Source organism: Acinetobacter sp. ASP199 (genome assembly GCF_022700675.1).
Lineage (GTDB): Bacteria > Pseudomonadota > Gammaproteobacteria > Pseudomonadales > Moraxellaceae > Acinetobacter.
Genome location: NZ_CP062182.1, coordinates 1090975 through 1104854 on the forward strand (window position 1 = coordinate 1090975; position 13880 = coordinate 1104854).

At 42.6% G+C, this 13880-nt stretch carries 12 protein-coding genes and 1 tRNA gene; 10 read left to right on the forward strand and 3 right to left on the reverse strand.

All coding sequences use genetic code 11. The features are described from left to right. The first annotated feature begins 173 nt into the window (after positions 1 to 173). Positions 174 to 398 (forward strand): 50S ribosomal protein L31, encoded by a 225-nt coding sequence (gene rpmE / locus IHE35_RS05075; RefSeq protein WP_004782616.1) that lies wholly within the window; start codon positions 174 to 176, stop codon positions 396 to 398. Between the two features lie 85 nt (positions 399 to 483). Here the strand turns inward: rpmE and IHE35_RS05080 are convergent, their stop codons facing one another. From IHE35_RS05080 to epmB, 3 genes are read right to left on the reverse strand one after another with little or no spacing between them, the layout of a single operon-like run. Continuing rightward, positions 484 to 2661 (reverse strand): EAL domain-containing protein, encoded by a 2178-nt coding sequence (locus IHE35_RS05080; RefSeq protein WP_242789575.1) that lies wholly within the window; start codon positions 2659 to 2661, stop codon positions 484 to 486. Then, positions 2643 to 4388: a GTPase gene (locus IHE35_RS05085; protein WP_242789576.1), complete on the reverse strand. Its 1746-nt coding sequence runs from the start codon at positions 4386 to 4388 to the stop codon at positions 2643 to 2645. Before IHE35_RS05085 ends, IHE35_RS05080 begins: the two co-directional genes overlap by 19 nt. 12 nt (positions 4389 to 4400) lie before the next feature. Continuing rightward, positions 4401 to 5417, reverse strand: a complete 1017-nt coding sequence (epmB, locus tag IHE35_RS05090) for an EF-P beta-lysylation protein EpmB (protein ID WP_242789577.1) — start codon at positions 5415 to 5417, stop codon at positions 4401 to 4403. A gap of 379 nt (positions 5418 to 5796) precedes the next feature. On the opposite strand from epmB, the gene efp reads away from it, so the two are divergent. The 9 genes from efp (at position 5797) to IHE35_RS05135 (ending at position 13865) form a co-directional block, all read left to right on the forward strand. Beyond that, entirely contained in the window at positions 5797 to 6366 is a 570-nt protein-coding gene (gene efp / locus IHE35_RS05095; RefSeq protein WP_004810438.1) for an elongation factor P, read from the forward strand. A 179-nt stretch (positions 6367 to 6545) separates the two neighbouring features. Then, on the forward strand, positions 6546 to 8645 hold the full coding sequence (locus tag IHE35_RS05100; protein WP_242789578.1) for a carbon starvation CstA family protein: 2100 nt from the start codon (positions 6546 to 6548) through the stop codon (positions 8643 to 8645). A gap of 10 nt (positions 8646 to 8655) precedes the next feature. Then, the gene (locus IHE35_RS05105) at positions 8656 to 8958 is read left to right on the forward strand and encodes a YbdD/YjiX family protein (protein ID WP_242789579.1); all 303 of its coding nucleotides are present in this window, start codon (positions 8656 to 8658) and stop codon (positions 8956 to 8958) included. Positions 8959 to 9068: 110 nt separating this feature from the next. Then, positions 9069 to 9422, forward strand: a complete 354-nt coding sequence (locus IHE35_RS05110) for a hypothetical protein (RefSeq protein ID WP_242789580.1) — start codon at positions 9069 to 9071, stop codon at positions 9420 to 9422. Next, positions 9391 to 9762, forward strand: coding sequence for a hypothetical protein (locus IHE35_RS05115; protein WP_242789581.1), 372 nt, complete (start codon positions 9391 to 9393; stop codon positions 9760 to 9762). The genes IHE35_RS05110 and IHE35_RS05115 overlap by 32 nt, the downstream gene beginning before the upstream one ends. Positions 9763 to 9869: 107 nt before the next feature. Beyond that, positions 9870 to 10820 (forward strand): AAA family ATPase, encoded by a 951-nt coding sequence (locus tag IHE35_RS05120; RefSeq protein WP_242789582.1) that lies wholly within the window; start codon positions 9870 to 9872, stop codon positions 10818 to 10820. 10 nt (positions 10821 to 10830) lie between these two features. Beyond that, positions 10831 to 11736, forward strand: a complete 906-nt coding sequence (locus IHE35_RS05125) for a DUF58 domain-containing protein (protein ID WP_242789583.1) — start codon at positions 10831 to 10833, stop codon at positions 11734 to 11736. A gap of 10 nt (positions 11737 to 11746) precedes the next feature. Next, on the forward strand, positions 11747 to 13756 hold the full coding sequence (locus IHE35_RS05130; RefSeq protein ID WP_242789584.1) for a DUF3488 and transglutaminase-like domain-containing protein: 2010 nt from the start codon (positions 11747 to 11749) through the stop codon (positions 13754 to 13756). Positions 13757 to 13788: 32 nt separating this feature from the next. Continuing rightward, a tRNA-Val gene (locus IHE35_RS05135) sits at positions 13789 to 13865 on the forward strand. Positions 13866 to 13880: the final 15 nt, after the last annotated feature.

Genomic DNA, 13880 nt, shown 5'->3' on the forward strand with positions numbered 1-13880 from the left:
AATATTGCCCAACTTGTTGTGCTTAGCTCTGACGGTATCCGTCTCGGTGGGCCAAAAGAATGGTCTGTTATGGTGTTGATCTGCCTGAATTTGATTCTGGCCTTTCCTCAGTTTCTGAGAGTGATCAATTGCGATGACAGCAAAACCTTCTTGATCTTTATGGAGAATCGACCATGCGCGCCGATATTCACCCAAAATACGAAAAACTAGTTGCTACTTGTTCATGTGGTAACGTAATTGAAACTCGTTCAGCTGTTGGTAAAGAAACTCTTTACCTGGACGTATGTTCAGCTTGCCACCCATTCTACACTGGTAAGCAAAAGAACGTTGACACTGGCGGTCGTATCGACAAGTTCAAACAACGTTTTGCTGGTATGTCACGTTCTGTTAAACGTTAATACCCAAAATGAAAAACGGGCAATTTGCCCGTTTTTTTATGCCTGAAATTTATGGATTCGCAATATTCAGGCTTTGTACAGGAGCTTAGCGCTCCTGTACATCAATCAGATGATCCAGTTTTTTCTGGAAGTAATCACCCTGAATGAAACGTGCATCGACATTCCAGGCATTGGCAAAGGAAGTCATATCATTCAGTTCACGTAACAGGATATACACCGGTTTAATTTCCAGATAGCCAGTGATTTTTTCCTGTAGTTCCTCGCTATTGGAATTCAATTGCGCAGTGAGTTGTGGATGGATCGTTAAGGCATTGACATCCATCTCACGGAGTAAGGTTTCACTATACATCGAATTGCCGAATTCACGAATTGAAATCTCTGCACCATGGTCACGCAGAATACGGATATATTTCTGCGCGTCCTCGCGGTTCAGGATCAGATCTTCTTCAGCAAATTGTAAAGTTAAAGGATGCTTTAATTTACTGCGAATAATCGTAATCAGCTTGGAGATAAACTCAGGGAAACTACGATCCTTGAACAGCACCGCACGGTTCAGGTTTACGATCAAGCGGGCTTCAGGATGCTGGGTGATAAAGTTATGCAATTGCTTGCAAGACTCGACCAGAATCCAGCGATCCAGCTTGATGGAAAGTTCATCATCTTCACGCAGTTCCAGCAATGTGGAAATATCCTGCCATTTATTTTCAAAGATGAAACCGCTCGTTACCTCATAGGTATACAGGTTGCTATCTTCTTTGTCATACAGCTGCTGATATTTCAGATGAATTTCGCCGCGCTCCAGACACTGACGTAGCGCATGCAGGATTGAACCTGGCATCGCCACAGATGCTGTAACAGGCGCTGCAGTTGGAGCTGGTGCAGGTGCTGGACTAGAAGCTGCTGGTGCAGCTGATTCGGCAATGCTGAATTCCAGACTTGGAATAGCTGCTGCAGGAGCATGCATATCTGATGGAATATCCAGCACAAATTCAGAAGACTGTTGTGCTTGAGGTAATGGTGTAGAGAAGGCACGAGCAATATACTGATCCAGCTGTGCCTCATCATTTGGTTCACCGTCGAGCTTGGTATAACCGATGCGTAAGTTCAGTGCATAGCTCTGCTGATTGATCGTAATTAGCTGCGGTTTGGTTAATGCAGCTAACCCGATCAGTTTTGATTCCAGAATTTCTTGAGAATCGGCCTGAATGATACCGATCAGCACATCATGTTCCAGTTTAAACAGCGATACACGAACCTGTTCTTTCAGAAATTTTTTAATTTCATCGAAATAACCCATGTAGGTCGCCCAGTCTGCATTGAGGATTTGAGGCTCATAAGCAGAAAAAGAGAAGGTGATCAGTGCATTGGCATTGGCAGGCTCGCGGCTCAGCTCACGTTTTAGTAATTGTAAGGTACTTGGCTTGGCTGCTACTTTTTCAGTCGTTGTACTGGCTTGAGTTTTGGCAGTATCAATTGTCAGTTGGAGTGCATCTTCTTCACTGCTGGATGCCAGGAACTCAAGCTTGAGTGGGTTGGCTGAAGCAATACCTGGATTAGTTGAATGAATTTCAAAACCACCTAGCTCGAACTGACCTTGGGAAATCTTTTTAAAACGGGTCTTAAATTCGTTCAGATCTTGTGGCTGTAACAGATCCAGTAAAGGCAAACCGATAATGTCATCTTCAGAATTGAGACCAAACAGTTTCAGGTAATCTTCATTGGCCTGAATGTGAATGCCTTCCTGAATGGTGGCTACCGCTTTGTTACTATCCTCAACCAGTGATTGTGCCTGAGTTTGTGCTGTTTCCAGTTCTTCGATTAAGTGCTGCTGAGATTGGGTCAGGCGGCTGAAAGACAGGGCACGCACCAGACCGAGGTAAAAACGCTCTGGATATTCCAGATTCAAAATGTCGTAAACACCTTTCTGGATATAACCGGTATATTGGTCAGCCTGATAGTCGTCAGGTTTAAGCAGTAGAATTGGCAAATTTGGCTGTTTTGACAAGCGTACCAGACTGAGTGCCTGTTCATACTTCAGGTCATAAGCACGGCCAAAAATGATTAGATCCCAGTTGAAATTCAACTGCTTTTCAAAGTTTTGCAGGTCATCCAATAGAACTGCATCTACCTGATATTCATTGGCAGTCAACAGATCACGAATCTGGTTAAATCTAATTTGATTATCATCAATAATCAGTAAACGTGTTTCCGTACGTTTTAACTTTTTAGACAATAATGGATTTCTCACTTCAATGCTTCCCATAAGTCGTGATTATTGATTTCATTCAATTGCTTGTGAATAAAGCCTTTAATAATCTGTTCTTCCTGATCATTCAATAATTCATAGTCAAACCGAATAAAGCTTTGTGTAATCAGCTGTGCTTTGGTCAGATAAATTTTTAGTTCATGACCATCCACACGCAAGTGAATCGTCTGTTTTTCCCTGAACATCTGTACACCTGACACAATGATACTATTCGAGATCTGATCTAGTTGAGTCGTCTGTACCAGTAAAGCTGGCTGATAGTTTTTCAGATTACGGTCGGTCCGTGCATAGACTGCGCATGGGAACAGGTCTTGCGCCAGCATCTCTAAGCCCAGTTCCAGACTTTTTTCTGTCGACTGTTTGATCCAGCGGATCACACCACCACGCCATTGGCTTTGGGTATTTTCCTGAACCAGAATAAATTCGCCAGTTTTCAGATTAGACGGGGTAAAGCCGGTCCACTTAATCCGGTAACCATTGACACTGATGTCTAGCACTTCGGCATGATGAATCTGCTTGGCTTCACGATCCAGTGCTTTAATATGACTAAATGAAGCCGGTACGGTATTTTCTGATGCACTGACAAAGTTGCTTTCGCTCTGGAAGTTATAGCTGCCTTCAACATCTAAGGTCTCATGGAAATTCTTGCCCTGAGACAGATAGAAATGCGCAACGGATAAACCAAAACAGATATTGATATGCGCCGAGTATTCATAACGCTCATGACGACGTTCCATGGTCGTCGTCAACAGGTTATAGATATGGAAATGTAAAGCCGGCGTTAGGAACAATTTTTCATTACGCGACAGATACTGGGCATTTTTGGTCTGTGTACCCGCCAGATGTTCCATCAGGTTCTGGGTGGCAATAAATATGTTCGGCTTGAAATGATCATTCAGACGTGAGTTATATACCGGTGGCAAGTCTTTGCTGCTATCGACTACATAGCGGGACAGAGTGGTTTCTTTAGGTAAAATCTGAACCAGTTTGGCCCAGTCAAAACTGCAAAGATACAGTCCCTGAATTTCTGCTGGTCGGATTTGATGGGTATTAAAGATGTCCAGTAGGATCAGCTGAGCATACGCATTCGAAATATTCTGTAGTTCATGCTGAGTACCCAAGATCTGATTGATATTGCTGTGATGGAAATTGTTTTGCATTGCAATTTCAAGCAGCTGATGAGCTGCAAGCCATTGACCCATTACTGGCTTACCGTAGAGCATATGCTGCTGATACAGCAACAGGCTAAGCTGTTGCAAGGCATAGTAAATCGAAACCATACGTGCTGTGGTCAGACTTTTCTTTTTACCTAGTTTAAATAAAGAAAAACTGCTGTGATTCAGCTCATGATTACAACGTTTGGCAATATCAATATAGGCCTTGGCAAAATGGCTACGCAGCAGCATCGCCAGTTCAATAATCTGGTCATTACGGTCAGTAGTAATCAGGCCTTGATTGACAAAGTGCTTTTCCAGGCTGGTCAGTACATTTTCAAGAGTCGGATGCAGTACCTGAATCAGGTCAAAGCGCAGTGTTTCAGAACACTTCAGTTCAGATATTTCCAGTAGGGCACTGAACAGTGACTTGGAGGATGTCCCCAGTTGCAGGATCGAAATTCCTGCAACCCATTCCTGCAAGGCTTTTACATTGGCTGGACAAAAACTCAGTTGATCCAGTTTGAGTTCCGTCGGCGTTTGAAAAATATCTGAATTATGTTTACTCATTTATTATTTAACTCAAAATGTTGAAACCCCAAAAAGCGGTGTCTTATTTTTTTCGCCCGCAATTTCCCGAACAAGTTTAGGTACCAAATACCCCGGTAAGTTCGCTAAAACTTCTGTATAAATCTCGTTTATATGCTGAGGTGACAAATCAAAATGATGCGCCCCTTTTACTTTATCAAGTACATGTAAATAATACGGCATCACTCCGGCGTCGAACAAGCGATAGCTTAAATCGACCAAAACCGCTGCAGTATCATTCACCCCTTTGAGTAATACTGCCTGATTGAGCACGGTGATCTGTTGCTGAACCAACTGATTCAGTTTGCTACAGGTATAATCATCCAGCTCAGATGCATGATTTGAGTGTACCACCAGAATAATGCGTAGCCTACTGTTTTTTAACATGCTTGTCAGCTCTTCATCGATCCGGTTTGGGATCACAATCGGAACGCGTGAATGTATTCTTAGAAAATTGAGCTGTGGTAGAGATTCGAGCCGCTCGATCCAGAGCTGTAATTTCCGGTTGGATAAAGTCAGTGGGTCACCACCACTCAGGATCACTTCATTAATATCCGGCTGGCTTTGCAGATAGCTTTTAATATTTTCCCAGTCTTCATTCTTGGGTAAATTTTCTTGATAAGGAAAGTGACGTCTAAAGCAATATCGGCAATGTACGGCACAGGCCCCAGTCAGGGTGAGCAGAAAACGCGACTTATATTTATGTAATACACCTGGTTGCTGGTTGGCCTGTTCTTCACCCAAAGGATCAGTAACAAAATCTGGATGCTCTTCCAGTTCTAAATGATGGGGCAGTACTTGCAGTAACAGCGGATCAAGTGGATTACCGGCCTGCATTTTACTGACAAAGGCGCGAGGTACCCGCAACTTGAATTGTTCTGATGCCAGAATTGCGCCAGAAAGTAGCTGCTCAGGTGAGAGTTTTAGTTGTTGTAATAATTCCTGCGGATTTGTGATCAAGTCACTCAGTTGTGACTGCCAGTTTTGTTCCTGATAAAGAAAGTCTGTCATGGGGGAAGAATAAAAGTAACAGTGGAAGCGATGACGCAGAAGCGATTAGTTTAACAGTTTGTATATAGTATGCATGTGCCTATATTGGATAAAGTTTGACGTATTAGGGGAGCGGATTATACAAAGCTTTGTCTTAACAAGCATCCTATGGCGCAGACTAAATACGGTTTTCATTGGTATGTCTGACTGTAACTTAGTCAGTGAAGGTCTGTTAAATAGGAATTTTTCGTTGCGGCATGGTGTATTGGTCATTTAGAATACGCAACATCAAATGAATGTGCATGTGGCAATTACATGTTCGTGTCAGACTTGCTAAATGACATTGCAACAGCCCATAGCATCAATAGATTAAAGTTAGTAAGTTTGGAGTGCGCCAGTCATGGCCTATTATTCTACGAATGATTTCAAGTCAGGCCTTAAGGTTATGCTTGATGGTAACCCATGTTCAATCATGGAAAACGAATACGTAAAACCAGGTAAAGGCCAAGCCTTCAACCGCGTAAAATTACGTAACCTTAAATCAGGTAAAGTGTTAGAAAAAACATTTAAATCTGGTGACTCACTAGAAGCTGCTGACATCGTAGAAGTAGAAATGGAATACTTGTACAACGATGGCGAAATGTGGAACTTCATGGATCCAGTATCTTTTGAACAGATTGCTGCAGACAAAATCGCGATGGGCGATGCAGCAAAATGGTTAAAAGACGACTCTAACGAAAAATGTACAATCATGCTTTGGAATGGCGTTCCTTTAACAGTGAATGCACCAAACTTTGTGGTATTGCAAATCGTTGAGACTGATCCAGGTGTACGTGGTGATACTTCTGGCGGTGGCGGTAAGCCAGCGAAACTGGAAACAGGTGCGGTAGTACGTGTTCCATTATTTGTTCAACAAGAAGATAAAGTTCGTGTTGATACGCGTACAGGTGAATACCTGGAACGTGCATAATGGTCTGAAAATAGACTATTATCAAAGGGGATGATGAAAATCATCCCTTTTTTAATGCCTTTTATGCCAAAGTCTTAGAGGCAATAAAAAAGAACAGGCGTAAAGTCGCAAGGGAAAACAGCAGTACCTCTAACAAAAAGAATCACGCTGATTTAAATGCAACAGATATGAGGGATTGAATGGAAACTTTACAACAGAAGTCGAGTATGACTTCGAAAATTATGTGGCTCATTGTAGCCATTGTCGGGGCAGTATCCTTTGGGATTCTCGCACTCAGCCGAGGAGAGCATGTTAATGCGGTCTGGTTGGTGCTGGCAGCTGCCTGTGTATACAGCATCGCTTACCGTTTTTACAGTTTATTTATTGCCAATAAAGTTTTTGAACTCAATGAACGCCGTTTAACGCCAGCGCATCGTCTGGCTGATGGTCTGGACTATGTACCAACCAATAAAGGAGTGCTTTTCGGTCATCACTTCGCCGCGATTGCCGGTGCAGGTCCACTGGTGGGTCCAATTCTGGCAGCACAGATGGGTTATCTGCCAGGAACAATCTGGCTTTTAGTGGGTGTGGTTTTGGCGGGTGCAGTACAGGACTTCCTGGTGCTGTTTATCTCGACTCGTCGTGACGGTCGTTCACTCGGTGAGATGGCTAAGCAGGAACTCGGTACTTTTGCTGGTATTGTTGTAATGCTCGGTGCGCTGGGTGTAATGATCATCATCCTGGCGGTATTAGCATTAGTTGTTGTGAAAGCACTGACGAATAGCCCATGGGGTGTATTCAGTATTGCGGCAACGATTCCAATCGCGATCTTTATGGGTATTTATATGCGTTTCATCCGTCCAGGTCGAATCGCAGAAGTTTCTATTATTGGTTTCGTACTGATGATGCTCGGCATTATCTATGGTGAAAACATTGCTCAACATCCTTACTGGGGTTCATTCTTTACTCTTTCAGGGACTGAACTGACTTGGGCATTGATTATCTACGGTTTCATTGCTTCTGTACTGCCGGTATGGTTGCTGCTGGCACCGCGTGACTACTTATCTACCTTCCTGAAAATTGGCGTGATTGCGGGTTTGGCGATTGGTATTCTGTTTGCAATGCCAGAAATGAAGTTACCTGCCATTACCAAATTCGTTGATGGTACAGGTCCTGTATTCGCAGGCTCTTTGTTCCCATTCCTGTTTATTACCATTGCCTGTGGTGCAATTTCTGGTTTCCACGCGCTGGTCTCTTCAGGCACAACACCGAAACTGGTCAACAATGAACGCGATATCCGCATGATCGGTTATGGTGGCATGTTGATGGAATCTTTTGTGGCGATCATGGCCTTGATCTGTGCTGCAATTCTGGATCCAGGAATTTACTTTGCTATTAACTCGCCAGCTGCATTACTCGGAACTACGGCAGAAAGTGCCGCAGAAGCGGTGCGTACCCTTGGTTTCGTGGTAACCCCTGAAGCCTTGACTTTGCTGGCACAAGAAGTGGGTGAAAACTCGATTCTGTCACGAACCGGTGGTGCGCCAACCTTTGCAATCGGTATGGCACATATCATTACGGAAATTTTCAATAGCCGTGAAATGATGGCGTTCTGGTATCACTTTGCGATTCTGTTTGAAGCATTATTCATCCTGACTGCTGTAGATGCTGGTACTCGTGCCTGCCGTTTCATGGTTCAGGATACCGTGGGTATCGTGATTCCTGCAGTAAAACAATCGCATAACTTTTTCGGGAACTTGTTAGGTACAGCTGTCGCTGTTGCGGGTTGGGGCTTCTTCGTTTATCAAGGCGTGGTAGATCCATTGGGCGGTATTAACAGCTTATGGCCGCTGTTTGGTATCGGTAACCAGATTCTGGCTGCGATGGCATTGATTTTGGGTACTGTCATTCTATTCAAGATGAAGAAACAGAAATACGTTTGGGTCACCATTATTCCGACAGTATTTCTGTTTATTACCTCGATGACTGCAGGCTGGCAAAAGATTTTCCATGAAAATCCGAAAATTGGTTTCCTGGCGCAGGCAGATCGTTTTAACAATGCAATTGCCAATAATGAAATTCTGGCACCAGCAAAAACCATGGCTGAAATGCAGACGGTAGCGATGGCAAACCAGATCAATGCTGGTCTTTGTGCTTTCTTTATGATTGTAGCTTTTGTCATGTTGTTCGCTGCCATTGGTGTAATTCGCCGTGCCCTTGCAAATCCGGAACCAACAGTGCATGAAGCTGAAGCAATCTATCGTGATCCTGCTGAGATCAAGCCGACAGCACATCACTAAGGAGACTGCTATGAATCTAAAATTTGCCAAAGGCGGAAAAGCAGTGATCTACAAGATCATTAAAATGACCGTGATGTCGCAAAAGGATTTAATCCTGAACCCGAAAAACTGGTCACGGATTGCAACCTTGTGGCAACGTTTACAGCAGAGTTTCCGTCTGATGGTTGGAGTGCCGGATTATCAGACTTATCTGGAGCATATGAAAAAACATCATCCAGATTTGGAAGCGATGGATGCCAAAGCCTTCTATCGTCACTGTGTGGATTCACGTTATCCCTCTGCTGGTGGCGGCATGAAGAAATGTCCTTGCTAAGTTTGAATTAATAAAAAAAGCGCCTTTCGGGGCGCTTTTTTTATTTAATATTTGATTTTAAATTGCAAGACGAAATATGATTTAAAGTAACAAAAAACTAGAAGTGAAAAATGAGTGAACTAATTAGTCTTGTAAATACAGTGATATCTAATCCTTCACCAGCGATTTTGATCACAATAGGCTTTATTGCGATGATTTATAAGTCTAGGGTGTTGTTGCAATTTTTCTTAGATATTAAAGATTTAAACAAAAAAAGATTAATGCAAAAGTTTGAGGAAAATCATCAATTACAAGAAAAGAATTATTTATCTCGAGCATTCAAAGATGATTATTCAAGATTGTGTGAAGAGCAACAATTACAAGCGATAGTCGGTTGTCAGTATTGTTCTAAAGAGATGGCTCAATATATTTTGACAAGGAAAAATATTAGTCGTGCACTCAGCACTATATCATCGAATAGATAATGATATTGAGGTAAAGGATGGAAGAATTGTCCCGATTAAGCAGATGGAAAGTTGGCGTATAAAATTGAATAGTTATGCAGGACTTGTATTTTATATTGGGCTTACATTGTTTGGCGCAAGTCCCTTTATTTTGATAGGTATTGCGAAGTTATTTAGGCAAAAACTTGAGCTCAGTATGAGTTTTTATATGGATGCAACTTTCATGTTTATTGCATTTTTTATATTAGGGGTTTTTTGTTTGTATCAAAGTCTTAAACCTGAGTTTGCTGCATTGTTTTGTCAATTGGAAGCCAATGAAAATGAGAAAATTGAGATCGTTGAGAATAATCAAGCGGCGTAGACTTAGTAATATTTAAGCTAAAAAAATTGAAATATTCAGAAAATAAGCAAATCAGTGTATGTTAAGGGTACACTGTTTTTTATAAGGGTGGAACTGTGATTTGGGGCATGAAAAAAGAACAAAACAAGGATCGATCGCACATAAATACTCAGCTTGAACAGCAGATTGCCAGCTATGCTCCCAATATTGAAAAATTTCTTAAAGAAATAAATGCCATTGTCTTGGATAAACATGCACAAACTCGACTGGCACTGTGTTGCCTGATTGCCGGTGGACACGTTCTGTTTGAGGATTTACCTGGTTTAGGTAAGACCACATTGGCAAGCAGTCTGTCTCATCTTGCCGGTTTAAAGTTTCAACGGATTCAGTTTACCAATGACATGCTGGCCAGCGATGTGATTGGCATCAACATGTTTAATCAGAAAGAACATCAGTTTGAGTTTAAGCAGGGTCCAATTTTTACCCAGATTCTTCTGGCTGATGAAATTAACCGTTGTAGTCCAAAAACGCAAAGTGCTTTGCTGGAAGCCATGGAAGAAGGGTTTGCCACCGTTGATGGTATTCGCTATGCATTACCTAAACCATTCTGGGTGATTGCAACGCAAAATCCGTTATTCCAGAGCGGAACCTATGCTTTGCCTGAGTCTCAATTGGACCGCTTCTTAATGCGTTTGTCTTTAGGCTATCCATCACGCCATGCAGAAAAACTGTTGTTACAGCAAGAATCCCGCTTTGCCCTGATTGCGACCTTGATACATGTGTTCCGTGAAGAACAGATTTTAGAACTGCAGCGACTGGTTAATCAGATTTATATCAGTGAACCTATACAGGAATATTTGCTGGATCTGGCTGAAGAAACCCGAAAAAACCGTTATGGATTATCAACGCGCGGCTTATTGGCATTAAAACGTGCCGCTCAGGCACATGCCTTGATTGAGAATCGTGCTTTTGTTACACCGGATGATGTGCAGGCTGTGTTTGTGGCAGTTGCTTCGCATCGTTTAGGATTGAGTGAGGCAGAAACCTTACATGTTATGCAGCAAGTGGCGATAAGCTAGGAGCCAGATCTTGGGGAAGTTTTGGCAGAACTGGCTAAGTAAACGCTTTCAGTTTGTACAGCAAAAACAGCTTTCACAACGTGATGTGCTGGTCTTTATCTATCAGCAGGGTTATCTGTATCTGGTCCTTATTTTTATCACCTTTATTGCAGGTGTAAATTATGCCAATAACCTGATTCTAGGGTTTTGTTTTCTAATCAGTGCTGTTCTGTGTATCAGTTTTTATCTGACCTTCAAACAGCTGCATGGCTTAAGTATCGAATTACTGACAGATGAAGTCGGGCAGGTGGGACATGATCTGAATCTGCATTTTCATTTTCAGCAACCGGTCGCACAATCACGATACCTGTATATTCAGGTAGATGAGCAGCTTTATAAGGTGTTAGTCAATCAGACCAAGCAAAAATTCAGTCTTTCCTTTTATGCTGAACAGCGTGGAAAATTTGTTTATCCGGCAATCCAGATTTATTCAGTCTATCCCTTTGGATTGGTGAGAGCCTGGACCTATCTTTATCACCAGCGCTTTGCATGGGTGGCTCCGAAAGCCCAGTATTCAACTGCTGAAAATAAGCAGCATTTGCCAAGTTTTGACCCGGAAATGGATGAGTTTCGAGAACTACGAAGTTACCAGGCAGGAGAATCACTACAAGCCGTTTCCTGGAAACAGGTGGCGCGTGGGCAGGGCTTGTATATTAAAGTCTTTGAACAGTATCAGAACCAGCACAGTATCGAGATTCATTATGCACATATGCCAAGCCCATCGCATGAAGAAAAGCTGGAATGGATGATGGGGCTGGTCGAACAATGTGAGCAGCAGCAATTGGCGTATAGCCTGCATTTGCCCCATACGGAACTGGCTTCAGGATACGGAGCTGAACAGATGCAGCAAGCCAAATTTTTACTGGCAAAGGCTTAAGGGGATAAACATGATACATGCAAATATCCGCACCGCCATTTTGCTCAGTCTCAGTTTGATTCTGGCTGTACAGGTAAGTTATCTGCCTGCAGGACTCAGCATCATCTTTGCCCTGATGCTGGTATTGCTCTGGTTGAATCTTAGAAAGCAAAATACTTTTCCTAAAAAATGGACCCTGTTGCTGACAGTCGTAGCTCTTGCTGTTATTTATTTTACCCATCAAAGCTTTTTGGGCGTGGATGCCGGTGTTGCTGTGCTATCCACGTTCTTATTTGCCAAAGCTTTTGAAACCCGTACTAAACGTGACCTGATTATTTTATTTAATTTTTCCCTGTTTGTGGCGGCGAGTACTTTCCTGTATAGCCAGTCTTTTATTATGGCTTTTGGAATTCTGCTGTGCTTACTAAGCTGTCTCATTGGCCTATATCGTATTCAGGTAAGTGAATTTGAACAGGATGTTCAAGCTCAAGAGAGGGCATTAAGACAAGATGCCAAACATGTTGGCAAATTTATATTCTATGCTCTGCCATTTTTTGTCTTGTTATTTATCTTCTTTCCACGTTTGCCGCCGATGTGGCATATTCCCATTCCTGAAAACAAAGGGGTCACCGGGATTAGTGACACTATGTCTCCGGGGGATATTGCCGAGTTATCGCAGTCCAGCGCATTAGCATTTCGAATTATAGGTGATATAAGTAAACTACCTCCGCGTGCAGAATTATACTGGCGTGCCTTGGTATTGGATGAATATGATGGTCAAACCTGGACCAGTAGTGCAGTCAATCAACAGCCACAACTCCGCCAACAGAGTGATCAGGTCCCATTAGCAGCGGGTTGGGATTATCAGTATCTGGCTTCAGATCCGTCCGTACTCTGGGTGATGGGATTGGAGAAATCAGTCCCTTTAGAGCGTCGTTATTATAACCGTTATGATTGGGGGATTGTGCCACGCCGTCTGACCCAGCGAGTGGAACCCATTCAGCTACGCTGGATTGGAACAGAAGTAGAGCAGCCCAATTTAAATGCTAACTATCTGCAATATATGAATACCCGAACGCCTGCTCAGTATGATTCTCAAACTCAGGCACTGGCAGCAAGTTTAGTTAAACAGAGTAATAATAGCCCTCAGCGCTATATTCAGAATGTATTGAACTGGTATCGACAGAATAATTTTGTTTATACCTTAACCCCAGGAACTTTAGGCCAAAACCGGGTGGATGAATTTCTATTTAATACGCGCCGCGGTTTCTGTGAGCATTACGCATCCAGTTTTGTCATGCTGATGCGTTATGCAGGAATACCGGCACGTGTAGTCACAGGGTATCAAGGTGGTTCCTTGGCGCCAGATGGTAAGAGTTGGGAGGTACGCCAGATGGATGCGCATGCCTGGACAGAAGTCTGGGTAAATCAACAATGGCAGCGGATTGATCCGACAGCAATTATTGCCCCACAACGCATCGATAACGGTATGCAAAACTTGATGTCTGAAAATGCCACAGTTTTAGGTGAAGGTAGAGCATGGACAGCGCAGCAATATCAGTGGATGACCAAATTGCGGATCTGGAGTGACTATGCCAGTTATCAGTGGCAAAGTAAGGTAGTAGGCTATGATGCAGATTCACAACGCAGCTGGATGTCTAAACTTGGTTTGAAATCTACTTATGCAGCCGTGTGGATACTTATCATAGGTATTGCATTTCTGATCGTATCTTATTTCTTATGGATTTATATTCAAAAGCGAAAACAGAATTCACCATTTGAACAAGCTATAGACCAACTGAATCGTTCGCTACTTGTTCAGATGCGTAAGCAACCTGCAGAAACATTTAAACAGTGGATGATACGTATATCAGATACTTTGAGTTCAGATCAGGTGATGCCTTTTGATGAAGCCATAAAACTTTATGAGAAAAATCAATTTTCAGCTTATGGGTCTGATGAAAAGGATATTAATAAATTCAAGTACTTGCTTAAAAAATGTGCATATACACTGAAAAATAAAGGAAAAAACTTGTCTTAGGATTTAAAAATTTATAATATGCGTAGCATTCTAGGTGTATAGCTCAGTTGGTTAGAGCGCTACGTTGACATCGTAGAGGTCTCCAGTTCGAGTCTGGATATACCTACCAAGATTTTAAAACCTT

Excerpts from the sequence above, each read along its gene's own strand:
- rpmE (WP_004782616.1), top strand. The coding sequence starts at position 174 with ATGCGCGCCGATATTCACCCAAAATACGAAAAACTAGTTGCTACTTGT.
- IHE35_RS05080 (WP_242789575.1), bottom strand. The coding sequence starts at position 2,661 with ATGGGAAGCATTGAAGTGAGAAATCCATTATTGTCTAAAAAGTTAAAA.
- IHE35_RS05085 (WP_242789576.1), bottom strand. The coding sequence starts at position 4,388 with ATGAGTAAACATAATTCAGATATTTTTCAAACGCCGACGGAACTCAAA.
- epmB (WP_242789577.1), bottom strand. The coding sequence starts at position 5,417 with ATGACAGACTTTCTTTATCAGGAACAAAACTGGCAGTCACAACTGAGT.
- efp (WP_004810438.1), top strand. The coding sequence starts at position 5,797 with ATGGCCTATTATTCTACGAATGATTTCAAGTCAGGCCTTAAGGTTATG.
- IHE35_RS05100 (WP_242789578.1), top strand. The coding sequence starts at position 6,546 with ATGGAAACTTTACAACAGAAGTCGAGTATGACTTCGAAAATTATGTGG.
- IHE35_RS05105 (WP_242789579.1), top strand. The coding sequence starts at position 8,656 with ATGAATCTAAAATTTGCCAAAGGCGGAAAAGCAGTGATCTACAAGATC.
- IHE35_RS05110 (WP_242789580.1), top strand. The coding sequence starts at position 9,069 with ATGAGTGAACTAATTAGTCTTGTAAATACAGTGATATCTAATCCTTCA.
- IHE35_RS05120 (WP_242789582.1), top strand. The coding sequence starts at position 9,870 with ATGAAAAAAGAACAAAACAAGGATCGATCGCACATAAATACTCAGCTT.
- IHE35_RS05130 (WP_242789584.1), top strand. The coding sequence starts at position 11,747 with ATGATACATGCAAATATCCGCACCGCCATTTTGCTCAGTCTCAGTTTG.